Here is a 23,947-nt window from a genome sequence, read left to right on the forward strand (position 1 = left end):
TCAAGGAGCGAGAAGCCGCTTCGGGGGGAGCGTCGATAGCGGTTCCCCGCTCGACCGAGGTCACATTCCCGGCCTCTCGCTGCGTTTGAGCGGGGTTTTGAACGCCGGGGTGTTTCACGGGGGTGTGGCGAGGCTCTAGACGGCAATCTGGCTGACCTCCAGAACCGCGCCCATCAGCACCCAGACCAGCGCGGCAATCAACCCGCCGATCACGAGGGTGGCAAGGGGTGTCACCAACCCGACCAGTCGTTTCAACGTCGCGTCCCGCGTGGCCTCCAGCCGGGTGGCGGCAAGGTCCATCATGTCGGGCAGGGTGTCCGCTTCCTCGCCGAGGGCGAAGAGCCGCTGGAACACATGAGGGACGCTGTCGTCTTGGGCAAAGACCGGGGCCGCCCGTCCACCCCGACGCAGGGCCGACGCCGCCTCCGACAGGACGCCTGCGGCCTCCTGGTCCGAACGCAGCCCGGCCACGGATCCAAGGGCCTGATCGAGGCCTGCGCCACTTACCAGAAGCACCTGCAAGAGCCGGGCGATCTGTCCCCATTCGCTGGCCGCGCGCAGATCCCGCAGCGGCGGCACCAGCCGGGAAAGCCCGCGCAGGATAGTCCCGCGCAGCAGCGCCAGTCCAAGCCCGAGCGCGGCGGCCGCCGGAAGGAGGATACCCCAGTGTCCGGCAAGCCAGAGCCGCAGGGCGTCAAGGCGCCGGATGGTGGTGCCCTTCTCCGGATCATCTGGCAAAACGCCCGCGAGGGCAGGGGTGAGATAGACGAGGATCAGGGTCAGAACCCCAAGACCCGCCAAGAGCAGGAACGCCGGATAGGCGAGGGCCGTCACAACCCCGGCCCGGGCTTTGGCAAGGCCCGCGTAGAAACGGGCGGCCGCCGCAAATGCCTCCACCAGCCTGTTGGCCGCGTCTCCTGCCGCGATCATGCTGCGGAAGGTCTGGGGGAAAGCACCCGATCGTTCCTCAATCGCCAGCCCAAGGGAACTGCCCCGGCGTAGCCCTGCGGAGAGCTCCGCGAGATGCTTTTGCGCTTCGCGCCCGCCAAGCCCGCGTGCGGCGATCTCGAGAGCTTCGTCAAGGCGGATACCCCGCCCCAGGAGTTGGGCAAGGGTTTCCGAGAGGGTTGCGAGGTCCCGATCCTTCAGAGGCCCACCCACCAGGATATCCCGTCGATACCAGGGTGTCGGCGGCGTACTTGCCCCTTCCGTGAGCTCAAAAACCGCGAGCCCCCGGCGCTCCAGCTCCGTCATCGCCGCTGCCCGGCTCGCGGCGCTCAGCCTGCCCGAGACCTCCGCGCCGCGCCCATCGACGGCCTTGTAGCTATAGGCGGTCACCTCCCCCATCGCGGGTCTCTAGCGGAAGAGGTCATCGAGCGTATGCCGGGGGTCACCAAGCCCTGTCGAGAGCGCCCCGTTGGCCCCGGCCATCTGGCCGCGCAACTCAGCGGTATACTCCGCCGCGTCCTGCGCATCGCGAATGATCCGGGGGCGGATCAGTATCAGGAGCTCTGTCCGGTCGCGCTCGCTGCCACGATTGCGGAAGGCGGCCCCCAGGAACGGCACCTCGCCAAGACCGGGGACGCGGGTTTCGGTGCGATTGTCGCTTTCCTGCACGAGACCACCCAGCACCAGCGTGGCCCCGTCGCTCAGAAGGACGGAGGTGGTGATCTGTCGTTGGCGGAAGCTGGGGCTGTCGATACCCGAGGTGCTGGTGGTCTGAACCGAACTGACTTCCTGTTCGATATCGAGGGTCAAGGTGCCGCCTGCGCCGATCTGCGGGCTGACTTTCAGGATCACCCCGGTATCGCGATAGTCGATGCTGGTCACTACAGGCGCATTGGCATCATCGCTGGCTACCGAGGTCTGAGTGGCAACCGGAACCTGATCGCCGATCTGCAGCACGGCTTCCTTGTTGTCGAGTACTACGAGGGTGGGCGAGGAGATGACCCGCACGTCAGTGACACCTGCCAGCGCGTTCAGCACCGCCGTTGTATCGCCCGAGGAGAAGAGCGAGGAGAAGCCGGGGAAGTTCTGCGAGATGCCGCCATTCTTGGCGTCGGAGAAACTGGTCTGGGTGGCGTTCTGTTCAAAGAACCAGCGGACGCCGAGATTGACCTCGTCATTTAAGGTGACCTCGGCAATGGTCGCCTCGAGCGCGACCTGCTGGGCCCGGCTGTCGAGATCGACGAGGAGCCGCTCGACCTCCGCATGCTCATTCATCACCCCCCTGACCACGAGCGCGTTGCGCTCCGGATCGGCCGCAATGCGCGACCCGGCTGAGGACGAAGCCCCCTCGTCCCCTTCACTGTTCCGCACATCGACCATGAGTTGATCTAGGATGGGGGCGATTTCCGCGGCACGGCGGTTCTGCAAGGGGTAGATGCGGGTATAGCGCTGCGACCGACCCGCGGAGCGGTCAAGATCGCGGATCCAGCGTTGCGCATCGTCAAGATAGGCCGAGCGGGAGGTGATGATCAGGACGGAGTTCAGCCGATTGTTGGGAATGAACTCGATTACCCCCTCCAGAAGCCCGCCTTCCCGCGCTTCGAAGATCGCCTTGAGTTCTTCAACCACATCTTCGGGGTCTGCGGCCTCAAGCGTGACCAGGGCGATGGACTTGCCACGCATCACGTCCACGTCAAAGAGATTGAGGGCATCGACTGCCGCATTCAACTGCGCGGCGCCGCCCGAGAGCAGGAGGAGATTGCGGTTCTGGTCCGGCACCACCCGAAGCCCCTCTTCGACCAATGGCCCGAGCAGGTTCACCATCTGGCTGGCCGAGATATAGTGCAGCGGGGCCACCACGATGGTCGACCCGTCGATGCCCGCCTGGCCCACAGTGCGGAAGGTGCGATTGCCGCTCGATCCGCTGCGGATCGAAAGGACATCGCCATCCACTTCGATCCGGGCGCCGTTCGCGTCGAGGCTCGCCTCGAAGAGTTGCAAGAGCGCGGATTTGGGAATGGGACCCGTGGACTGGATCGTCACCCGCCCCGAGACGTCTTCGGCGACCACATAGGACCGGCCGAGGGTTTCCGAGAGGATGGCTTCGGCGGCGGCCTGGATCGAGGCGTTGATCAGGGTGATTTCCACCAGGCTGTCATCGACGATACGGATATCGGCCCGTCCCGGTGCATCCGCCCGCAACGCATCTTCATTGATGAAGGTGTCATTGCCGCGCGAGACCGGGCTGCGATCCTGCCCCCACCAGCGTTGACCACCAGGTCCGCCGCCCGTACCGGGCTCTCCAGATCTGGTCACATCCGGACGATATCTGCCCGAACTCGTCGTCGCACCCTCCGTGCAGGACACCAACACGGCAATACAGGCCATAGCCTTTACAAAATTGCGTATCATTACTCACCGCCTCAAATCCGGGTCTTTTGACCTTCTGGGGCGGAGATTAGCCGTCTGAGTTGAATCTGACCAGATATTCTTCTTCTCCAGATCGCAGGAGAATGCCCGAGGCGTGTATTTCCACAACGGTCCAACCGCCAAGGCTGTCGCCGACCCGCAGCCATTGTTCCTTCCCAGTGGTCGGATCAAACACCAATGCGCGGTTGTTGAGGCCTTCCCCGACAAACCCCAGGACCTGAATGTCCGGTCGGACAATTGGCTCTGCCTCTGGTACCACCGGGGTTGGCGGCGGGGCGGGGGCGATCTCGGGCTCGGGTTCTGGAACGGCGGTCCAGGGGCGCCGGTCTTCGAGAAACAGGCTGTTCGCAGCGATGCCCGCGACGGCCTCGGCGGGCAGGGTGACGTCCGCCAGTCGCCGAAGTTCATCTCGCGGCAATCCCGCGCTGGGAATCCTCACCTCGGAACTGAGCCCCACCGGGTCATCAATGGGCTCCGGGAACTGAAGCAGGTCCGGACCCTGGAGAATGCCAAGGGTCGCAAAGGCGATCAGGGCAGGGGGTGGGATAAGGGCGCGCCAAGTCCTAAAGCGTTTCCACGCTAGATTGAGTTCAAATTCCCTGCCTCTCGCTGCGCTCGAACGGGATTTTGAACACTCAAGTGTTTCACTGTCTCGTGGAAACGCTCTAATCATCGCCAGCCTCCCTCAGGCCCCAGAGATCGAGCCGGGCCCGCACCCTGGTCCCGCCGTTCCGTTGCTCCCATTCCGAGAGAACGCGCAGTTCCAGCGCTGAGACGCCGACGGCAGGCCGCAGGCCCTCGAGATCGGCAAGCAGGGCGACAAGATCGGCCAGATCCCCTTCGACTTCGACAAGCAGTCCCACACTGGGTTGGCTCAGCCCCGGCTTGCCCCGCCCATCCTGATAACGTGACAGGGCAAGACCCCGCGCGGAGATGACCTCCAGGACCTGACGTTGGAGATCGCGCTGAACCTCACTCTCGGATCCGGGCCAGATGAGGCTTGGATCCAGCCGTGCAGCGCCCTTCTGGTTCAGGTCCTGCAAACGATCGGTAAGGGTTACTGTGAGGGCCTGGCTTTGTGCCAGGGCGACCTCGAACCCCCCGATTGTCCGGGATTTGTTTGCGATGGCCGCAAGGCTGAGAAGACAGCCCATCAGAAGGGCACCCAACAGGGCGGGAAGGATCAGGCGGGACCAGGGGCGCGGTTGGGTCATGGAAGGCTTTTCCGCGCAAGGTCAAGGGTCAGGTCAAAGTTGCTCTGCTGGCGGACCCGGTCGAGAACCACGGGTCGGTCGAGACCAACGCTTGCAGTCCAATCGACCCTATCAAGCGCGTCGATCACCTCTTGGACCGGTCCGGAGGTGCTTCCCGAGATGGTCAACTGGCTGGACCGCAGATCGATGCTCTGAAGCCAGGCCTGCCGCGGAAGGGCCTCGGTCAGCCGCGCCAGAGTCCGCACTGCACCGCGATCCCCGTCCAGTGCGGCAAGCAGGGCATCAACCTCGGCCTGGGCCTCCTCTGTGGTTTCGCTCGCCGCCATGGCCGTTTCCAAAGCCGCCTGGGCGGAGGTCGCATTGCGTTCGGCCGCCTGCAGCGCGGCCAGGTACCAGCCTTCGCGTGCCTCAAGGGTCCAGAGTTTCCAAAGAAGCACGGCAAGCAGGCACAGTGCTCCGAGCGACCACCAGAGCCAGGCCCCGCGATCCGCCCGCGCCCGGCCGTCGACAAAGACCAACTCGGCCCCTTCCGGGTCCACAGCGACGACCTGCCGGACCATCGCCCCCGATGTAGTGACCGCCGTAAGGATCTGATCAAGGTCGGAGCGACGCAGGATGGCTTGCGAATAGGTCCGTTCCTGCCCGGTCCGCCTCATCGCACGTGTGGCCACCGCGATCGGTTCACCAAGACCCTCTTCGATCGCTGAGGCGCGTAGGTCCAGCACCTTGCGGGCCTTGCGACCTGCCTTGCGCGGGATCGACTGGGATTTGAAGAGCACGAGGGCTCCTGCAAGACGCAAAGTCACGGGCCCGGACCGGCTCCCGGACAGGCGCTGCCTCAGACCTGTCAGGTCTTCCAGATCGATCTCGGTGATCTCGACGACCCGGGCCGAGGCCGCGCGAAGTCCGGGCAAGACAAGCAAAGCAAGCAGCATTGCACCAAGCCCACGCCTTCCTGCCTTCGTGGTCCCACTCATTCGCACCCGACACATCATCCAAATTGCACGCAAAGGCTGAATGCCACATAAGGGAAGCTGTCGCAATTCGGGAAGTATGGCGTGAAGGTGCAACTGAAAGAGGTGCGGGACTTGCTCGAAGGTCTCGTCAGCGCGGGAAAGCTGCCGAAGACAGCCGCGGAAGATCTTCTGGGTCAGGTGTCGGGGACGGGCGCAAGCCTCGACCAGCTCGCGGGCAACCTTCCCGAGGCGCAGGCGGAGGCGATCCTGCAGGCGCTCGCAGGGACCCTTGGCCTGAGGTTTCTCGGGAGAGATGATCCGGCCACGGCTGACCTCCCGGCCCTTGAGGCGCTCTCACGCGCCTTTTGTCGTTTACATGGGGTCGTGCCCCTTGCGGATCCGTCCGGCGCCATCGCAACGCAGCACCCCTCAGATGACGCAACCCTCGAAGAGGTGGGGTTTCGGCTGCGCAGGAAGGGCCAGATCATTGTCGCCGCCCCCTCGGTTATCAGGCGCCTCCTGGCAGAGGACATCCCTGCCAAGGGGACGGGGAGCGAGACGACGCCCAAGCCACGCTTTGATCCCGAGGACGGCGAGACGGCCCGCGCGCTCGATCAGCTGATCCGGGAGGCTGCCGACTGCGGGGCGTCTGACATTCATCTCGAGGCCGCGGGCGAGGGGCTGCGCGTCCGGCTGCGCGTCGAAGGTGTTCTGCGCGCCCATCCTGCGCCCGTGCCGCGTCCGGCGGAACTCATCGCCCGTCTAAAGCTCCTCGGCGGCATGAGCGTCACCGAGCGTCGCCTTCCGCAGGATGGCAGCTGTCGGCGGTATCTTGGCGGCCGTAACATCGAGTTGCGTCTTTCCACCCTGCCAACAGTCCATGGCGAAAGCATGGTCTGCCGTCTCCTCGACCCCGACAGCTATCGTAAGGGTTGGGCCGAACTTGGGTTCACCGAGGAGGACCAGGCAAAGGTGCTCTCGCTGATCGAACGCCCCGCAGGCCTGCTTCTGGTTTCTGGTCCCACCGGATCCGGCAAGACCACAACGCTCTATACCGCCCTCAGCCATCTCAATGACGGCGCCCGCAAGATCATCACCGTCGAAGATCCGGTCGAACAGCAGATCGCCGGGGTCGAGCAGGTACAGGTAAATCCCGCGCTCGGGCTGCATTTTGGAACCGTGCTTCGAACCATGCTGCGGCAGGATCCGGATGTCCTGATGATCGGCGAGGTTCGGGACGCCGAGACCGCCGAGATGGCCTGTCGGGCGGCCCTCGTCGGGCGGCTGGTCCTTGCGACCGTCCACGCCAGTGCCCCCCGTGTTGCCCGCGAGCGGTTCATCAACCTTGGCGTGCCCGCCTATCTCGTGGATGAGGTCCTGATCGGTGTCCTGCAGCAGGCCCTCGTCATCGGCGAGGGAGAGGACCACCGCACTCTCAAGGCAGAGATCTGGGTGCCAGAGGAGGGGTGAACAATGACAGCGGGATCTGAACCTAGGCAGCGGTTCGCCATTAGGGCTATCCGGGAGGGCCAGTCCGGGATCATCCTTGTCTCAACCCTCCTTGCCCTCGTCCTGCTCTCTTCCCTCATCGTCCTGGCACAAAGCCGTTCCGGCGCTCAAGCCCGCACCCTCGCGCGACTGGCGACTTTGCATCTCGATCAGATCAAGGAAGACACCGCCCGTGCTCTCCTCCTCCCCCTCGCGGGTGAGGCCATCATGGTTGCCACAGAGGAAGGGCGGCCAGTCGATGGGATTTTGGTCCAGACACCTTGGGAAAACGATGCCTTCGAAGGGCGGCTCAGCGCGACCTCCAATCGTAGGAAAGTCGGGTTCAAGGTGGGGAGAGTTGCTAGGTAGCACTCCAGAGCCTGCGTGCTCAAATTCAAAGCGGCTGCCCACATAAGCGTCCAAATCCGTATCGGCACGCAATTGGGGACTTGCGCCATGCCCTTCTCGCCTTAAGGTGGTGGGATATTGATGATGTTATTTCCGGTTGAGTGGCGTGGGGGCGTTGATGATTGGACGTATTTTTTTGCTGGCTGCGGCCATGTGGGTTTCGGCTTCAGCATCGGCCGTGGCCGAGATCAGAATGGTAGGAGAGCAATGGGGCCAGCCGACAGCGCCCGTGCCAGGTTGGAGCGAAGCGCCAGGCGATGCATGTGAATTTCTTGGGCTGACCGTTGTGCCCGGGTTATATTACGATGGCGAATTCTACGAGGCGAATTACGAAGGCCAGACTGTATTTCAGCGCCAGTGTGTTGATAAATATGGAAAGACTTCATGGGTTCAGCTCTACTGCGCTTACCAAGATGATGAGAAGCCAGAAAACAATGATGCGGATCCCGACAATGATTCCTTTATCCGCGTTGTCGGCGCTTGTCCGAGAGAACAGCTTATCTGTAAAGTCGACGAAGGTGGTGAAACGCCGTTGTACGGCCAGTCAAGGCCAGGCGCGGGGAACCCAATCGAACTAGCCTCGCGGGTCAAGACACAGTCTGAAATTGACTGGCGTTCATCGATGGAGCCGCGATTCCACATCTCTCGGGACTACCGCTCCAATTTTGATCTCTATCACGACTTCAACCCCAATTTGAGCCGGCTAGCTTTTGCTGGCGTCTGGCGATCCGAGTTCAACGACATCTTCCGCTACAATCATCTGTTGAACATCCACATCCTTCTTAGGTCCGACGGAACCAGGCTGTATTTTGAGAATGACGGAAGCTATACGCCGCGCTCTGTCGGCAACAATCTCGCGGTGACCTATGTCGACAATGGCTACTACAACAAGCGGTTGATTGTTGAGGATGGCTCGGGGGTTGTCAGGCAATATGATGCTCAGGACGTCTTCGATCGCCCGCTAAGCGAAATAATCTGGCCGGATGGCTACACGATTTCGGTCTCGCGTTCAAACGGCCTAATTACGGTCGTCAGTGACAATCGTGGAAATCGAGCTGAGTTCACCTGGTCATCGACCGCAGTGCCAAATACGTCGAGAGAGCTTCTGACATCTATCGCGATCGACACCGACTACGCTTCCAACTTCAATCCGGAACTTAGGGTCAATTACACCTATCTTAGAAACCTCCAGTACCCCGACTATCCTCCTCTTTCGACAGTCACTCTGGAAGATCTGGCGCAACAGACCATCCAACTGCGGGCGTCTTATAGGTATCAGGAAATACCTGACCTAACTGGTGTATTTGAAGAGCACTACATGTTCCCGCTTCTCTTGACTTCGATTGCCGATGGTCGGAGCGGTGGGACTGGTTTTGCGGAATTCAGTTATGACCTTGGGGAGTTGACTTCAAATCTACCGATCTTTCGTCGCGACGAAATCTACACCCCAAGGCCCGCAATCTCCACCCAACATGCGGACGGCGCGGACGCCTTCACGGTTGACGCGACCGGATTCACCTGGCCATCTGGCCGCGAAGAGGATCATCAGTTCAGCAGCGTAGGTGCGCGCTCGGTCACGACACGGGTCGACGGCGTACTGACGCCCAACTGTTTGGCGACGACGGCGCTCTATTCCTATGTGCCCCCGCCGGGACAACCCGAAGGGTTTCTTTACGAACGTACCGAGCGAAACGGGTCAGTGACCAGGTTCACCCGGGATGCGGAAGGTCGCATTCTTACGCGGACCGAGGACGCGGACGGCCTCTTGCCACGCGTCACCACATACACCTGGCACGCGGATCTCCGTAAGCCGTTGACCCGGACAACTGACGAATTGGCGGAAACCTTCGTCTATGATCCCGACGGTATGCTGACAAGCTACACCCAGACTGATGTTCTGGTGTCGAGCCCGTCCAACGGACAATCGAGAACATGGGCTTTTACCTATACGACACTTGCGTCGGGCCTGAAGGTTCTCGCAGCGATGGACGGGCCGGGTCTGGCATCCCAAGGGGTTCAGGACGTGACCTCATATACCTACGATGCGCAGGGGCGGATGACTGGGATAACAAACCCGGACGGAAGCACTGTCCAGATCCAGAGTTTTTCGTCCGGTGGCCAGCCCGCCTCTTTGACGGATGCGCGGGGCTTCGACTGGACCTTCACCTACGATATTGACGGGCGCGTTATCCAATCGGTTTTTGAACCTGGCGCCCGCAACGATACCTGGGCGATGACCTATGATGAGGTCGGCCAGTTGATCTCGATTGTGGACCCCCTTGGTCGGCAATGGTCCTATGTCTACAACTCCGCCCGGAGGCTCACGAGCCTGACCGACCCGGCCGGGAACACCATGGATTTCGAGTACGACGTGGCGGGAAATGTCACACGCACCGAATATGGCAACGCCCTCGCGACCGTCACCTATCTGCAAGAGGCTCAATATGACGAGCTTGGGCGTTTGCTCGCAATCCTTGGTTCGAACGGGCAAGTGACGCGCTTCACCCACGATGTTGAAGACAACGTCGCACAGGTCGAGGATGGCCTCGGGCTGACCGACAGTTTCACCTACGATGCGCTGAAACGGCTGACCGCCGAGCTCGATCGGGAAAACTTCACAACCTCAATGGACCATGATCCAAGCGGCGACTTGACCCGCTACACGGATCCCCGCGGGATCGAGACGCTATTCACCTACAATGGGTTTGGTGAGGTGATTACCGAGGTCAGTGCCGATCGGGGGACTCACAGCTACAGCTATGACAGTCGCGGACTCGTGACGTCATACACTGATGGGCGAGGGCAGGTTTCGACCTACAGCTACGACAGCGCCGGGCGGCTTGTCTCGAGACAGTTTGTCGGCGACGCAACGCAAAACCTCGACTTTGTCTACTTTGGGGCAACTGGCGACGCCCGTCAGCACCAACTACGGTTTGTCGACGACAAGACCGGGAGGTACTTCTACTACTACGATGTGCAGACCGGCGATCCGAACGGTCATCGGGCCACGATTGATGGTGTCACCTATCGGGCCGATCTTGACCACATTGACTCCGGGCAACCCCATCGCCTCATCTATCCCAGTCTCTCCGCCCTAATCTACGCCTACGATCAGAACGGAAACATCGAAAAGCTGATCTGGCGCGGATACGATACGACCACGGGGGGGTATTTCCCGAGTGAGACCGCCATCAGCAACATGACCTACCTGCCGTTTGGCCCGCTGGCGTCGGCTACCACAGGGGATGGTGGCAGCTATTCGGCCAGCTATGACAGTTCCTATCGGTTGACCGGTCAACTCGATCAGGTGAACGGGTCGACCGTCCGAAATATGGCCTATACTTGGACGATTCGTGACAACCTTGCGGGTGTGACGGACCTGCTTTCCCCGGCCAACGACCAAACCTTTGCCTACACGGATCGCGAGTTTCTGGCCGCGGCCGATGGGCCTTGGGGAGAATTTGATTACAACTATGACGGGGTGGGCAACCGGACCAGCCTGACCGCTCTCATTGGTGGGATAACTGCGACCGAGACCTTCAGCTACCCCATCGAGTCAAACCGGCTGAGTTCGATCAGCTTTCCGGTCGGGAGCAGGGGGCTCGTCTACGATGCGGCGGGCAATGTCGTGCAGGACACCCTGAACGGTCAAATCTACAGCTACACTTATGACGCCGCGAACCGGATGTCGTCGTTCGCGATCGATGGCGTTGTGCAGGCCGAGTATGAGTACAATCACCTTGGCCAGCAGGCCGTTCGCCACTTCCCACAAACGGGCGAGACGATTCATTCGGTCTTCGATCACAATGGCAACCGGATCGCCGAATACCTCTTTAACAGCACCAGCGGCACATCCGCTTTGATCCGAGAGTATATCTGGGCCGGGTCCATGCTGGTCGCCGTTTGGGAAAACAACCAGCTCTACTTTGTCCGCTCCGATCATATCGGCCGCCCGGTGCTTGCCACCGACAACACGGGGACGGTCGTCTGGACGGCGAGCTACGGGCCCTTTGGCGAGGTTGTGGCGAGTTCCGGACCCAATATTGATCTGCGCTTTCCGGGGCAGTGGTTTCAGGCCGAGACCGGGCTGCACCAGAACTGGATGCGGGACTACGACCCGACAACAGGGCGCTACATGCAGGCTGATCCACTGGGGCTGGTCGATGGGGCGAGCGTCTATGGCTACGCGCGGCAGAACCCGGGGAGGTATGTGGATCCAACCGGGCAATGCCCATGGTGCGTTGCTGCAGCACTTGGTTTCGCCTTTGGAGCGGGGGTCGATTTCCTTTTACAGATGTGGGAAAACGACTTCAGGATTTCCTGTATCAACTGGTGGCAGGTTGGGTTGTCAGGGGGTATTGGTGCGATTACGGGTGGCGGTGTGGGGCAATCGTTTAAGTTCTTTGGTAGCACTGGAAATAGCGTGGCGCCGCGTTTCACATATTCGCTCTATCGTAGATTTACGAAGCGATATGGGTTCAGGATAGAGAGCCACCCCATCAGAAAATGGTGGCCAAATTGGGCGTATTACCCTCATTGGCACATTGATAGATTTCGAAAATGGCATCTCCCACTTGTTGAGCCGATCGTTTCTGGCACTGTTTTTCTAAGTCATGAGCCAAATCCATGTTGCAACTGAAGGCAACTCGAAACAGATGGTCTCTGCTCCATATTGGCGCTGAGTATTGTGTTTTTGAGTCACGACTCCCAAAGCTCTTTGGGTCCGGGGTCGCAGAAACCGAGAGAAACGTTGCGATTGAGAGGATGCTTGGTCGGTTTGGCACTGCGAAACTCATCAACTTGGAGGACGATTTGAGTGGATGCAGCGGGCCTATCGAAGTGACATCCTTCAGGATGTGGGAAGAGCTGGCCAGTCGGCGCAGTTATGGTGGATGGACTGCGTTTTTCCCAAATGATGAATCTTTTCGAGAAAGCGCACAAGAATTCGACTTCCTAGGCGCGCAAGATCTTGAGTTGGCAGTCTTGATGCTCGAGCGGAACAACCAAAAGGTAGTTGTCTCGAGCTGGCATGACGATTTGGATTGGCTTGTGTTTATCAAGAATAGCGAAATAGGGCTGCTTCGTGAGGCCTAGCAATCAGGGTGTCTGTTGTGCCAAGTCCGCTGCGTTGGCCCTGCCCAATACATACGTTGCAGGTACAGAGATCCGGCGTCTTGCACCATTTTTTTGGCGAGGCTGGTGGGGTGAATCGAGGTTGGCGTTGCCAGAATCTGACCAAACCATCTGAAATGTGACCGGTCTTCTGGTAGTGCCTGCACCAGAACTGGATGCGGGACTACGACCCGACGACTGGCCGCTACATGCAGGCTGATCCACTGGGGCTGGTGGATGGAGCGAGCTTCTATGGCTACGCGCTGCAGAACCCGGGGCGGTATACTGATCCGAGGGGGAGGAAACAACCGTTCTTGTTTCAACGCCAAAGGGGATGGGATTCGGTCACGCAAGCATCATACTGCCAGACTTGATCTATGATCCGAATGGCAATTGTAGCTGTCAATTCGATGCCGGCGGCTACGGCCCGAACTGGCCTGGATCAGGGGACACCTACTTGAGAAATTCACGAACAGACCGAGCCTATTTTAGTCTTCAGTCCTCCGACCCAAGTGACTTTCAAACTCAGGCATTCGTTTTCCCTACAACACTTGCAGAGGAGCAAATAATCCGCCAGCGTATTGATCAATATGGTGGCGGTGGTGTGTTGGGGTGCGCAAGCGCAGTATCGCTCATACTCACCGGTGTTGGACCGTTCGCAGATCTTCAGCCCACATCTTGGCCTACTAGGCTGCGCAATCGGCTAATAAAAATTGGTGGTACGAGTACATTCGGCCCTAGAATATCCTGAATTGAGGGTGAGTGATGACTGCAATCAGACAAGAGATTCTATCGAGAATGTCGACGGTTTTGTTGGCGGCTTCGTTGGCTGCTATTTTCGGAATTAGTTGGATCGCCGTAGCATCGTGGATGGCACCTTTCAGCAGAACGGGCGCGGAAATACTCACTCCAATGGTCCTGCAGTCTACTCTGCTAGCGATGATGAGGCCTCGAAAGTACGTTGCGTTCGGAATCTTGGTTTTCTTTAATCCACTCTTCTTCGACTGGAGTGCTTCAATGTCTCACATTGTCTCCTCTGCTTTCGAGCGGTATTGCGAATTGCAGGGGCTATACCTAGTTTCGGGAGTTTGGTTGCCAGGTGCATTTGGATTCTTTCTAGCGCAGTATCTAGTGACCCGAGTCTTTGGTGTAGCCTCACTACGTTGAAGTCCAACCGGACTGCATGACTTCTCGATCACCCTATGGGAAAACAACCAACTCTACTTTGTCCGCTCCGATCATATCGGCCGCCCGGTGCTTGCCACCGACAATACGGGGACGGTCGTCTGGACGGCGAGCTACGGGCCCTTTGGCGAGGTTGTGGCGAGTTCCGGACCCAATATCGATCTGCGGTTTCCGGGTCAGTGGTTTCAGGCCGAGACCGGGCTGCACCAGAACTGGATGCGGGACTACGATCCGACGACGGGGCGCTACATGCAGGCCGACCCGCTGGGGCTGGTGGATGGGGCAAGTGTCTACGGATACGCGCGGCAGAACCCGGGGCGGTATGTGGATCCGAGGGGGGAATTTATTCCACTTGTTCCTTTGGCTTGGGTTGTTGCAGGTGCGGTTGGCGGATATTTATTGAACCAGTATGCCGACCACCTGGAACAGAAGAACTGTACTTGCCGCTTGCCTAGTTCCGATATCATCAGCGCCGCCGGTGGCGCTAGCGCAGTCGATGGATCTGTTGCAGCTATGCCAAAAAGGTTCAGGTCACCAGGCAGTAGCTGGGGAAGTTCAATGCAGAGTTACTATCATTCGAAGCTTTTCCCACAAAGACTTGCTCGTCCAGTTTACACACCAAACCCTCGACGCTGGCCATGGCCAAGAACCCCTGTTGTAGGAAGAGCCATCGGACGTTGGTTGCCAGTGATTGGGTATGGCATTGTGGGATACGACCTCTATCGTATCTACCGGTGCTGGTAATGCCCGGGTTCGATAGAGAAATTGAGGCCATTCTTACAGTTTTGCGAAAGCACTATGGTGTGATTGAGTCGCAGCTTTCCCTTGACCTCTCAATCAACCTTGATGTCGGTATCGATGGCGACGATGCGGGCGAATTCCTCGAACTCTTAAGCACAGAAATAGGAAGGGATTTCGAATTTGACTTTGCGCAGTATTTCTGTGGCGAAGGACTATTTCATCTGCGGAGACGAAAAATATTGACGGTGTCAACTTTGGCCGAACTTCTTAGAAGTACGGCAATCCGCTGACTCGCATGAAGGTCAACCTAGTTATTCACGATTGGGTTTGTTCAAGGTACTGGGACGATCCGGGTTCTAGTGAGTTTTGTGTGGTAGACCTAGACTGTCACAAATCGAGTTCGCTTTCGACCTTCGCAATTTTGGACTCGCGAAGTTCCTCAATAGCCAACTGTGCAGCGGCCCGATCTTGTAGGGCCACAAGCCCTGGTACGTCCAGCATCGCATCACTCGCTTTTTCAATCTGCCTGTTGCCAAGATCGGTGACCAACTTGGCCACCACCATGTGCACTTCTTCATCCGTGCTAGCAGCCAGAGCCGCAACCATATGTCGGAGCCGGATCAGGTTTTCGTTGATCATTTGAAGTTGCTCGAGGAACAGTTGCTGATCAGAGCGCGCCTGCCTTCGTTCCAACCGATCTATGGCCTCTTCCAAATGATCTTGTGTGATCGTGTCGCTCCCTGCCACAGCAGACGCAATGGCGATAGCTTTGTGCCCAAGAACCAGCCGAACTCTTTGGCGTTCTTCCTGTTTCATCGTTCCCAATCTCCTCTCTCCCTATCAATCATCCGGGCCGCTTCAGGTCCTCGATAGCTGTCTTTTCGATCTTCGTGGGTCTCGTCAGTGCGTTCGGACGCGGACAGGAGGTGCTCGCGGTTGTCCTTGTGTGGCACCTCGGCTTTTTCCACTTTGTCCGCGTCCTTGGCAGCTTCCGCGCCGCGGAGGTCTTTCTCCGCATCGATCCAGGCCTCGAGGGCCGTGATCTTCTGGCCCGTCTGTTCTTCAAGCCTGCGGGCGAGATCCTCGGGCTTGTCCGTGACGAGGGTGATCTCATCGCGTGCGCGAGACACCGCGACGTAGAAGTTCTTCTGATCGGCGAGGGTCTCGTTGGCGGTCATGGCAACGATGATCCGATCGACTGTTGCCCCCTGGAAGTCATGCGCGGTCAGGGCGTAGCCGTGATCGAGGCCACGGGCCGCGAGACTGTCGAGGGGCAGGGCGCGGATCGTGCTGTCCGACATTCGAATATGAATCTGGTCGCCGTCGGTTTGCACGATCTGCCCAGTGTCCCCGTTCTTGATCCGGAGCGATTTGTCGGCAATGCGGAACTTGATCCGTTCGTTCTCCGCGAAGTCTTTCTGCGAGGGTTCGTAGACATCGACCGAGGCGGCGGCCTTCGAGTTTTGTTGAGGGGAGAAGGGCAGGGCGGCACCGCCCGCCATGTCTTTAAGGATCAACCCGGTTTGTTTGCCGGTGATCTCGACGACTTCGTATTGATGACCCCGAACTAATCCTGCGGCCTTCACGGACTGATGCGGGATCACGATGTCGCCAATGCGATAGGAGCGGGGGTCAGCAACCTGGGCGCGCGACATCCGCAACGGGGTCAAGGTCGGAAGCGACCGGTCCTCTAGACCGAGGGTGCCTTCGGCCTTCAGCCCGTCGCGGATCTCGGTGTTGATCGCTTCCCGGGTTCGGTTCGACGGCGTCACCAGACCGGTCGTCCTTCTCTGATCGGCATCGAGCGCCAGCCAGCGTTGGGCCGCGCCGACGGCAGCACCTTCTTTGGGCGTATCGATGTTCTGGATGCGCCTAAAAGCTTCCTGCACCTCTCCCGCGATCGCATGGTTTACAACGGCAAGCGCGTCGACATTCCGTTGCCGCTGAATGTCATCCATGACCGCGGTTCTCATCCCGAGCCTTTGGAGGAGGGCGAAAGGTGTGCCTGCGGCAACGCTGTCGAGTTGCTGAACGTCACCGACTAGGACGACCCGGGCGATCTTGCTCTCCTCGGCTTGATGAAGAAGGGTCCGCATCTGTTTGGTGGAGACCATCGAGGCTTCGTCAACGACCAGGATTGTCTTGCGCGGATCGTTGTCTCTGTCCGCTGATCGTTGGCGGAGGAGGCGGGCCTGAAGTGTTTCGCTGGTTGGCAGGGCTTCGCTGAGCTGGGCGACGGCCTGCGCGGAAGGAGCCACGCCTTCGACCGTGTACCCCGCCCTTTGCGCCTCTTTGACCAAATGGGCGAGCGCGAAAGTTTTGCCGGTTCCGGCGTAACCCTGCACACCGACGACCCGCCCTTGGCCCGTCAGCGCCGTTGTGACTGCGTTCTTTTGTCCCGGAGTTAGCGAAGTCTGAGAAAGGCGCTTTTCCAGCGCCTTCTGCGGTCGCCGGTCGACTGTACCGTTCCTGTCGTAGTATCGAGGAAGGCGGATCGCGGCGACCTTTTGACCCTGCCGAAACAACCGGGCCATCGCGCGTTCCTGCGTCAGCGTAACGACATCGGTCCACTGCGGCTCCTTTGCCGTGACGACTTTGGCCGGGACCAGAATGTATTCGCGCTTTGCCTCCGCAATGGCGTTTTCGATCTGACCTAGGTCGGCGGTATTGGCAAACTTCAGGGCCTCACCAATCAGGTCTTTCTCACTGTAGTGGACAGCGGTTTCTGAAATATGGGCAATGGCCTGCCGAAGGCTTGCGACGGCGTCCGAGGGGGCAGGGGCCTCTGATCCGGAGCGAACAACTCCTGGAACATGGAATTGCGCCCGTTCCTTCGTGGCCTGGACAATCCGGGCCATCTGGTCTTTGTCGATGCCGGTTGCTTCGGCTTCGCGCTCCCAGGCGGCCTTCAGCTCCTGCCGGTCAAGGTCTTTGGTCTTCGCGGTGCGGGTTGCGAGCGCGGCCAGTTCTGCGGTCTTGGCCGTATCGGCCATTCCTCGTCCCGCCAATGCCTTCTCGATTTCCGCGCGCCGCTTTGAGTACCGCGCAGTGAGCTCGGGTGGCACATCTTTCAACTCCACGAGCTGATCCTTGCCTTGCCGTTCGACACGATAGCCAAGGGCGGCGGCGTCCCTCGCGAGTTCGTTTCGGTAGATCTCGGACCCAAGCTTCTGCGTCCTGAACAGGAGATCTGTATAGAGTGCGGTGGAGTGTCCGTCAGGATTCTTGACCATGTTGGCAATCACCGCATGGGTGTGGAGTTGCGGATCCAGTGCGCGCGAACTGTCGTGCCGGAAGAGACCTGCGATGATCTTGCCGCCGGTGACGATGTCTATCTCGCCATTCTTGGCTCGACGGGTCTGGATGAGTTCAGCTTCGACATAGTGCATGGCCGTTCGGACCGCCTTGTCATGGGCCTCGATCAACCTGTTGTCGCCGAAGACCAGCGCCGCAACAGAGAGCGACTTCGGAGCAGAAAACGTCAGATCAAGACCCGCCCTATGCTGGCGCTCACCATCGACATAGCGCCCCATGAGACGGCCTTTGGTCAAACCCTCTCCGGCTTTCTCATAGGTCTGGCCCTCGAGCATCGAGGCAAAGAGGGCATCATCGACCCGCCCGGCCAGACCAAGCTCGTTCGCCGCCTTACCGAACCACTCTGCCGCCGCATCGGCTTCCGGCGATCCCGCCTTGTAGTAGCCTTCCGACTTGTAGTAGCCGCTTGCGGCCGCGCCAGGACTTACAGGTGTTGCTGCCATCATAGTTCAGTCCTCCAGGCCCAATTGCAGGATCGAGTTCAAGGATTGCTCGCGGGCCGACCGCCTCTTGGATGACTTTCGCCTCGTGAATGCTCCACGTTCGGTCTTGGACATGTCATCGTCACTGCTTTGTGCGAGAGCAGTAGCTGCCGCACTGTTTGGCGACTCGTTGGCTGGTGAGTGGATGCCGGTTTGATCTTGGACATTGGTCGCCCGGAACTCAGGTTGTTCAGCGCGGGGCGTTTCCCAGGCAGCTTGGTCTTCTTCGGGCTGGCGATTGCCTTTGTGGACTGGAGGCCGGTCGGGCTCCGACGTGGGAAACTCGCCGGGATTGAACCCTTCAGGGATCACATATCCCGATCCATCAATCATCGGTCCGAGGAACGCAGGCGGCGGCGGGACTGCAACTGTCGCAATCGCCTTCGCTCTTTGGTGTGCGAAGAAAATCCAATCCGGCGTCGCGTCGCGCTCAGGATCGAGCAGATAGGCGTGACCGGATGCGGACAAGCGATTGCGCCACCGATCGAACTCCTGTCGCTGAATATCGCGGGGGCGATGCAGGAAGGGCAAGGTGTTTGGCGCAGCACCACTGGCGAGGAGCTGCTCCGTGCTCCGCACCTCCATCCCACCCTCAGCCATCCCGGAACCGTGATAGGGGATGAACTTGGGTGCTCTTGCTTCGGTCGCGAACGGTTCGAACCGCACGAAGGCCGTGGGTGCGTCATAGGCGAAACGGACATAGCCCTCGAACTGCGGCAGGGACTGTATCTGCGACGCGGTCACGATCCGACGTTCGGTCCGCTGGCTCATGAAGCCTACACCGTCGCGGGTCTCATGTGCGCCGACCGTTATGCTTTCGCGCCGTTCCTCGACATCCTCGGACCCCAACGCTTTGGAGAACCGCTCGGCGGTGTCGGCATCCGGCGTGTTGAAGATGATGCGATTGTTGAGGTTGCCGGCGATGGTCTGGGCGCCCTTGTCGCCATAGATGCCTTCGAGCTGGGAGTAGACCTGGTATCCGATGACAAAGGCGCCGCCGAACTGGCGGATCTCGGCTAGGCTCTTGGGTAGGAAAGGCATTCGGTTCAGGGTCGGAACCTCGTCGATGATGAACCAGACCCGAGGATCATTTGCCTCTTCGCAGGTCATCAGCGCATTCGCCCCGACCTCGAAGATGGTGGAAATGATATTGCGCGTTGCGGCCGCGTGTTCCGCGTCCCCGGTCAGAAAGACGAAGCCTTGCCCGTCCTCCTTGATCCATTTGCGAATGGAAAATGGTGCGCGCCTGGTCACGACGCCGTCTTGATCGACAAAACCGTCGTCGTCTCGCAGGAACTCCAGAAACCGCAGCTCGGCGATCAGGTTCGCGCGGATTGACCCGGAGGTCTTCTTGATCTCTTCATTGAAGAAGTGTTGTCCCGGCGTGGCTCTGATCAGATCGGCCAACTCCTCGGCCGGTATGCTCAGGATCGCGTCGCGCAGGCGGGCGTTTGACGACTCCCCGGACTTGTAGATCTGTTGAGCTGCATAATCGAATACGATCCGTGCCGCCTGGGTCCAGAACTGATCACCGCCGCCATCACGATCGGGGATCAGAACTTCGGCCATCTGGGTGAAGAACTCGGGTCCTTCGGCCTCGGCAAAGGGAGTCCAGATCCTGGACCGGGCGTCGAAGGGGTTGATGATGATGTCCCGCGCAGGGTCATAGAAGTCGCGGACAAAGGCCCCCATGCGGTCGTAAATGATCGCGCGACCCCCGTGATCCCGGACTGTGGTCAGCAGCTCCTTGATCGCGTTGGACTTGCCGGTCCCGACCGTCCCGCAAATTGCGGTCTGGGCCTCGACGGCGTTGGGCGGGAACTTGATGCCTGCAACGGTGTACTGTGGTCCGGTCTTGAACGCCTTGCCAAACTTCTTGCGGTAGGCCTTCCATTTCTGGTCCGACCAGCGCTTGAGATCACGGGCGGAGACCAAGTGCGTGCCCCGGACGTGTTCGTCGCCGTCGAGCCGCCGCCCTGCAAAATAGAAGAATCCGAAGACAATGAGAAACGCGAACAGGGCAGGGGGCAAGCTCCACCATGCAAAGGTGATCGCCTTTTCATTATAGTCCCGCGAGATCGCACGAATGTCTTCGTCGAGATAAATGTCCTCTGCCGACCGCTCGATCCATCCCGCGTCCGGATCGTTGAACCGGATCGGCTTTTGCGGCTCGCCACGGTTCTCGACAGCGAAGGTTGCGAGCCAGTGCGCCCAGGTCAGATGCATAAGGCTGACCCGGTAATAGGACGCGCAAAGCGTGACGTAGGTCAGGAAGAAGACGAGCGCGGCAAATGCAGTCCCGCCTTTGATGACCTGGGCCGCCATGCGCAACCAGTGCTGCATGGTTTGGCCGCCGCGAATGAAATGATCGGAATGGGAATGTCTTGACATAGTGCCGGACTATGCAGAGAAACAAAATATGTTACAATTGAAAATGGCGACATGATATGGCAATGGGCATAGTGCGAATAGTTGTAACTGGCTTCGGTCTACTGTTGCCAAGTGTTTCCGCCTCTGACCCGGCGCTTGATGCCGCTGTGCGTGACACTCTACTTCGAAACCCCGAAATCATTCTTGAAGCTCTTGCTCTCTTGGAAGCGCGCGATGTGGCCGCTCAGGTTGCCACAGACCGGTCACTGATCGAACAGAACGCGGCGGCGTTGTTTGGCGACAAAGATGGTGAGGCACCCGTCCTGGTCGAGTTTATTGATTACCAATGCAGCTACTGCCGTCAGGCTGAACCCCAAGTCCAAGCATTGCTGGCGCGAGAGCCGGGCACAGTTCGGCGCGTACTTCAGTTTCCCATCTTGGGCGAGGCAAGCGTACAGGCCGCCTTGGTGATGGAAGCATTGCGGCAGGTGGAAGGCGAGGACGCTTACCTCACGGCCCATCATGCTTTGATGTCTGGTGACAGGCGGGAGCTTCAGAACTTGCCACAGTTTTTGTTGGACCAAGGGTTTGACCCTGCTCCGATCCTCGCAATGGCCGAAGACGAAAGCATCCGCTCCCAAATTACCACCACTCACGGGCTGGCGCGGACACTTGGTATCTCCGGAACACCCGGCTTTGTCACCAGTACCGTCATCATCCGGGGATATGCTGACGTCGAACGACTGGAGGCGGCGCTCACCCCGCAGGACAGGGGGCTGGCAGGTGACTAACTGGCCGACAATCCCATCCACCTTTCCGGAGCTGTCCACCGTTTTGGCTGCCGGTCTGATCCTTGGCTTGGGCGCGACCGCCGTCGCGGTCGCCCTCGGTCGGGGAGGCTTGCGTTCTTCCATTACCGTCGTAGCGATCTGCAACTCTTCCGAGCAGGTCTTGCGGGCAGCGATAGCCCGACTGCTAAGGCAGGCTGGTTTTCTGGACATGATGGTCTTCCCTCAGGTCAGCTATGGAGAGTTCCTGAAAACGTCAGACCGAAAGCTCTTTTGGTCGTTCAATGCAAAGCGCGCCGATATGGTGATCATCGCCGCCGACTATCGGCCCGTTGCGGTTGTCGAGTATCAGGGCTCGGGGCATTGGGGTCGCACCCGCCGTGATGGGCGAGACGCAGAGCGCCGCGACACGCTGAAACGCCGTGTGCTTGCTCGCGCCGGCCTGCCTCTCATTGAAGTCCCTGCGCGCTGGAATGAATCGGATCTTCGAAAGCAACTTGAAGTGGCGTTTTCCGCTCGCGAGAAACTGTAGGTCGAAATCTGATAATGGATATTATGTAAACCACGTCAGCAATTCTGACCTAAAATAGCAAGAACAGAGGACCCCAACAATGAAGAAAATCGTAGCGGCAGCACTTATGGCCACAGGGCTTGCGGGCTGCATGTCGAATGCCCCGGCGACACGGGAAGACATGCCCCAGCAACCATCGAGCGCCGAAATCACCCGTGTGGCCGTTGAGGCGTATAGTTTCAGCCGCGGCAGAGACCCCCGCAATCTCCGCATCACCAAGGTGGGCTCCGACAACTACATTGGCCCGAACCAGTGGGACTACTTTGCGTGCCTCAAAATTACAGAGCGACAGGAAACGACCAGCTACTACAGCGACGGTCGCGTGGCGCGTGCCGCAGGCACGGACCACGACCAGCCCTATATCCTGCACTTGCGGCAGTACGACTACGGCTGGGGCTCCGGTATCCTCCGCAGGGTCGATGCCGCATCCGATATCGGCCGGCGCGCCACCCTTGAGCTCTGCCCGGCCGGGTGAGCCGGTTCACTGTCCCATGCAGCGTTTCTTCTACAGAGATCAGGAGATCGACCCGGAGACCGAGGACGGCCAGATCCTTCTGGGACGGCTGCACGGGAAAGGCGTCCGGCTGATCTGTGCCTGTTCTCCGGCCCGCCCGGAAATGTATCTCGCCAAGGTCCATGGTCTGATCCTGGTCAAGCGGATGCCCGAGTCCGGGGCCGCCCACGCACCCGATTGCCCGTCCTTCGCGCCGCCGGAGGGGTTCTCGGGGCGCGGCCCGCTTCAGGGGACGGCGATCGAGGAACAGCCCGAGGATGGGACCACGCGGCTCAAACTGGACTTCCCGCTCAGCAAGGGACCCGCGCGGGACGCGCCCCCGCCCGCGTCAGGCGCCATGAGTACAGAGGTCACGAGCAGCCCCCGCAAACTCGGTCTGACCGGGCTTCTGCACTACCTCTGGGAGGAAGCCGCGCTACACAAATGGGTTCCTGCCATGCGGGGCAAGCGCAACTGGGGCGTCGTCCGATCCGCGCTTCTGGGCGCGGCCGAGGGGCGGATCACCAAATCCATGCCTCTTGCGACGCGGCTCTTCATCCCCGAGCCGTTTTCCCTGAACGCCAAAGCCGAGATCGCCGGACGCCGCAGCAAAGCGCTCCGGCATCTGTATGACGACAGCGACCGCGGCCGCCCGTTCGGCATCCTGATTGCGGAATACAAGGACCATACTGCGACGGCGCGGGGTGCCAAGTTCACCTTCAAGCATCTGTCCGACCTGCCCCTCTTCGCCCCGCATGAGTTCCTCTCCCGTTTCGAGAAGGTCGCGAGCACCGCTCTTGGGCTTCGCGACATGGTCGAGGGGAGCCACATCATGACCCTATCGACCTTCAGCTTTGCCGAGGCGGGCTATCCCATCCTCCATCAAATGGGCCTGATGCTGGTCACCGGCGACTGGCTGCCCTTCGAGCACATCCGCGAGGCCGAGCTGATTGAGGCGATGCAGTCTTCAAACCGCGCGTTTCTGACTTCCCTGCGCTACGATCTCCCGCTGGCCGCGCCCAAGGCGACGATGCTCGCCACTGACCTCGACGTGGCGACGCTGATGTTCGCCTCGCGGCCCGGCCAAGCCCTGCAACTCTTTGACGAGGCCCAGAGCGAGGCTCAGGACGCCGGATATGAGACTTGGGTCTGGGCAGGCGAAGACGGGATGCCGGCCCTTCCCCGCGCTCCCTCCGCCTATGGGAGGGTTCAATGACGCGGAGTTTCGCGGTTGATGCCGAAGCCGAACGGCGGTTGTTCCAGAGCATCCTGATACGGGTCGTGCGGGATCTTTGTTCGCGACGAGCGGATCATCATTATCACCGTCTCGAGGCGGAGCGCTGGATTGGCAGCTCCCCCAGCCGCTGGTTCACCCAGATCTGCGAGCAGGCTGGCTATGACGCCGAGGCGGTTCACAGCTGTCTCCGGGCCCTTGTCGAGACCCCT

The 23,947-nt window shown here is 59.9% G+C and carries 19 protein-coding genes; 9 read left to right on the forward strand and 10 right to left on the reverse strand.

Annotation, left to right across the window (positions count from 1 at the left end; all coding sequences use genetic code 11):
- Positions 1 to 135: 135 nt before the first annotated feature.
- The 5 genes from EU803_RS15785 to EU803_RS15805 form a co-directional block, all read right to left on the reverse strand.
- Complete coding sequence (locus tag EU803_RS15785; protein WP_129684580.1) at positions 136 to 1,347, reverse strand: type II secretion system F family protein; 1,212 nt, start codon at positions 1,345 to 1,347, stop codon at positions 136 to 138.
- A gap of 9 nt (positions 1,348 to 1,356) precedes the next feature.
- On the reverse strand, positions 1,357 to 3,336 hold the full coding sequence (gene gspD, locus EU803_RS15790; protein ID WP_207209221.1) for a type II secretion system secretin GspD: 1,980 nt from the start codon (positions 3,334 to 3,336) through the stop codon (positions 1,357 to 1,359).
- A 70-nt stretch (positions 3,337 to 3,406) separates the two neighbouring features.
- Entirely contained in the window at positions 3,407 to 4,051 is a 645-nt protein-coding gene (locus tag EU803_RS15795) for a hypothetical protein (RefSeq protein ID WP_129684584.1), read from the reverse strand.
- A complete protein-coding gene (locus EU803_RS15800) occupies positions 4,044 to 4,592 on the reverse strand; it encodes a GspMb/PilO family protein (RefSeq protein ID WP_129684586.1) in 549 nt (182 codons plus the stop codon). Before EU803_RS15800 ends, EU803_RS15795 begins: the two co-directional genes overlap by 8 nt.
- Positions 4,589 to 5,506 (reverse strand): PilN domain-containing protein, encoded by a 918-nt coding sequence (locus tag EU803_RS15805; protein ID WP_207209222.1) that lies wholly within the window; start codon positions 5,504 to 5,506, stop codon positions 4,589 to 4,591. The genes EU803_RS15800 and EU803_RS15805 overlap by 4 nt, the downstream gene beginning before the upstream one ends.
- Positions 5,507 to 5,650: 144 nt before the next feature.
- Here EU803_RS15805 and EU803_RS15810 point away from each other — a divergent pair, with 144 nt between their 5' ends.
- From EU803_RS15810 to EU803_RS18900, 4 genes are all read left to right on the forward strand, one after another.
- Positions 5,651 to 7,018: a GspE/PulE family protein gene (locus EU803_RS15810; RefSeq protein ID WP_129684589.1), complete on the forward strand. Its 1,368-nt coding sequence runs from the start codon at positions 5,651 to 5,653 to the stop codon at positions 7,016 to 7,018.
- A gap of 544 nt (positions 7,019 to 7,562) precedes the next feature.
- The gene (locus EU803_RS15815) at positions 7,563 to 12,083 is read left to right on the forward strand and encodes an RHS repeat-associated core domain-containing protein (protein WP_129684590.1); all 4,521 of its coding nucleotides are present in this window, start codon (positions 7,563 to 7,565) and stop codon (positions 12,081 to 12,083) included.
- Entirely contained in the window at positions 12,071 to 12,538 is a 468-nt protein-coding gene (locus EU803_RS15820; RefSeq protein WP_165352875.1) for a hypothetical protein, read from the forward strand. Before EU803_RS15815 ends, EU803_RS15820 begins: the two co-directional genes overlap by 13 nt.
- Positions 12,539 to 12,717: 179 nt before the next feature.
- Positions 12,718 to 12,930, forward strand: coding sequence for an RHS repeat-associated core domain-containing protein (locus EU803_RS18900; protein WP_347400087.1), 213 nt, complete (start codon positions 12,718 to 12,720; stop codon positions 12,928 to 12,930).
- 363 nt (positions 12,931 to 13,293) lie between these two features.
- Here the strand turns inward: EU803_RS18900 and EU803_RS18660 are convergent, their stop codons facing one another.
- Complete coding sequence (locus EU803_RS18660; protein WP_165352876.1) at positions 13,294 to 13,464, reverse strand: hypothetical protein; 171 nt, start codon at positions 13,462 to 13,464, stop codon at positions 13,294 to 13,296.
- 1,020 nt (positions 13,465 to 14,484) lie between these two features.
- Between EU803_RS18660 and EU803_RS15835 the strand changes: the two genes are divergently transcribed.
- Complete coding sequence (locus tag EU803_RS15835; protein ID WP_129684596.1) at positions 14,485 to 14,772, forward strand: hypothetical protein; 288 nt, start codon at positions 14,485 to 14,487, stop codon at positions 14,770 to 14,772.
- A 97-nt stretch (positions 14,773 to 14,869) separates the two neighbouring features.
- Here the strand turns inward: EU803_RS15835 and EU803_RS15840 are convergent, their stop codons facing one another.
- Genes EU803_RS15840 through EU803_RS15850 form a run of 3 tightly spaced genes read right to left on the reverse strand, consistent with a single transcriptional unit; the run spans position 14,870 to position 20,670 of the window.
- The gene (locus EU803_RS15840) at positions 14,870 to 15,298 is read right to left on the reverse strand and encodes a hypothetical protein (protein WP_129684598.1); all 429 of its coding nucleotides are present in this window, start codon (positions 15,296 to 15,298) and stop codon (positions 14,870 to 14,872) included.
- Complete coding sequence (gene mobF, locus EU803_RS15845) at positions 15,295 to 18,243, reverse strand: MobF family relaxase (RefSeq protein WP_129684600.1); 2,949 nt, start codon at positions 18,241 to 18,243, stop codon at positions 15,295 to 15,297. The genes EU803_RS15840 and mobF overlap by 4 nt, the downstream gene beginning before the upstream one ends.
- Positions 18,244 to 18,246: 3 nt before the next feature.
- Positions 18,247 to 20,670: a type IV secretion system DNA-binding domain-containing protein gene (locus EU803_RS15850; protein ID WP_129684602.1), complete on the reverse strand. Its 2,424-nt coding sequence runs from the start codon at positions 20,668 to 20,670 to the stop codon at positions 18,247 to 18,249.
- A gap of 62 nt (positions 20,671 to 20,732) precedes the next feature.
- On the opposite strand from EU803_RS15850, the gene EU803_RS15855 reads away from it, so the two are divergent.
- From EU803_RS15855 to EU803_RS15865, 4 genes are all read left to right on the forward strand, one after another.
- Positions 20,733 to 21,440 (forward strand): thioredoxin domain-containing protein, encoded by a 708-nt coding sequence (locus EU803_RS15855; RefSeq protein ID WP_347400088.1) that lies wholly within the window; start codon positions 20,733 to 20,735, stop codon positions 21,438 to 21,440.
- Entirely contained in the window at positions 21,433 to 21,969 is a 537-nt protein-coding gene (locus EU803_RS15860) for a DUF2726 domain-containing protein (RefSeq protein WP_165352878.1), read from the forward strand. The genes EU803_RS15855 and EU803_RS15860 overlap by 8 nt, the downstream gene beginning before the upstream one ends.
- A gap of 79 nt (positions 21,970 to 22,048) precedes the next feature.
- Entirely contained in the window at positions 22,049 to 22,483 is a 435-nt protein-coding gene (locus tag EU803_RS18665) for a hypothetical protein (protein WP_165352879.1), read from the forward strand.
- A 16-nt stretch (positions 22,484 to 22,499) separates the two neighbouring features.
- Positions 22,500 to 23,717 (forward strand): DUF1173 family protein, encoded by a 1,218-nt coding sequence (locus EU803_RS15865; RefSeq protein WP_165352880.1) that lies wholly within the window; start codon positions 22,500 to 22,502, stop codon positions 23,715 to 23,717.
- On the opposite strand, the gene EU803_RS15870 is transcribed toward EU803_RS15865, so the two are convergent.
- Positions 23,711 to 23,917, reverse strand: a complete 207-nt coding sequence (locus EU803_RS15870; RefSeq protein WP_129684610.1) for a hypothetical protein — start codon at positions 23,915 to 23,917, stop codon at positions 23,711 to 23,713. The two genes, EU803_RS15865 and EU803_RS15870, sit on opposite strands and share 7 nt — an antisense overlap.
- Positions 23,918 to 23,947 lie beyond the last annotated feature (30 nt).

The organism is Loktanella sp. IMCC34160, from assembly GCF_004145845.1.
GTDB lineage: Bacteria > Pseudomonadota > Alphaproteobacteria > Rhodobacterales > Rhodobacteraceae > SELP01.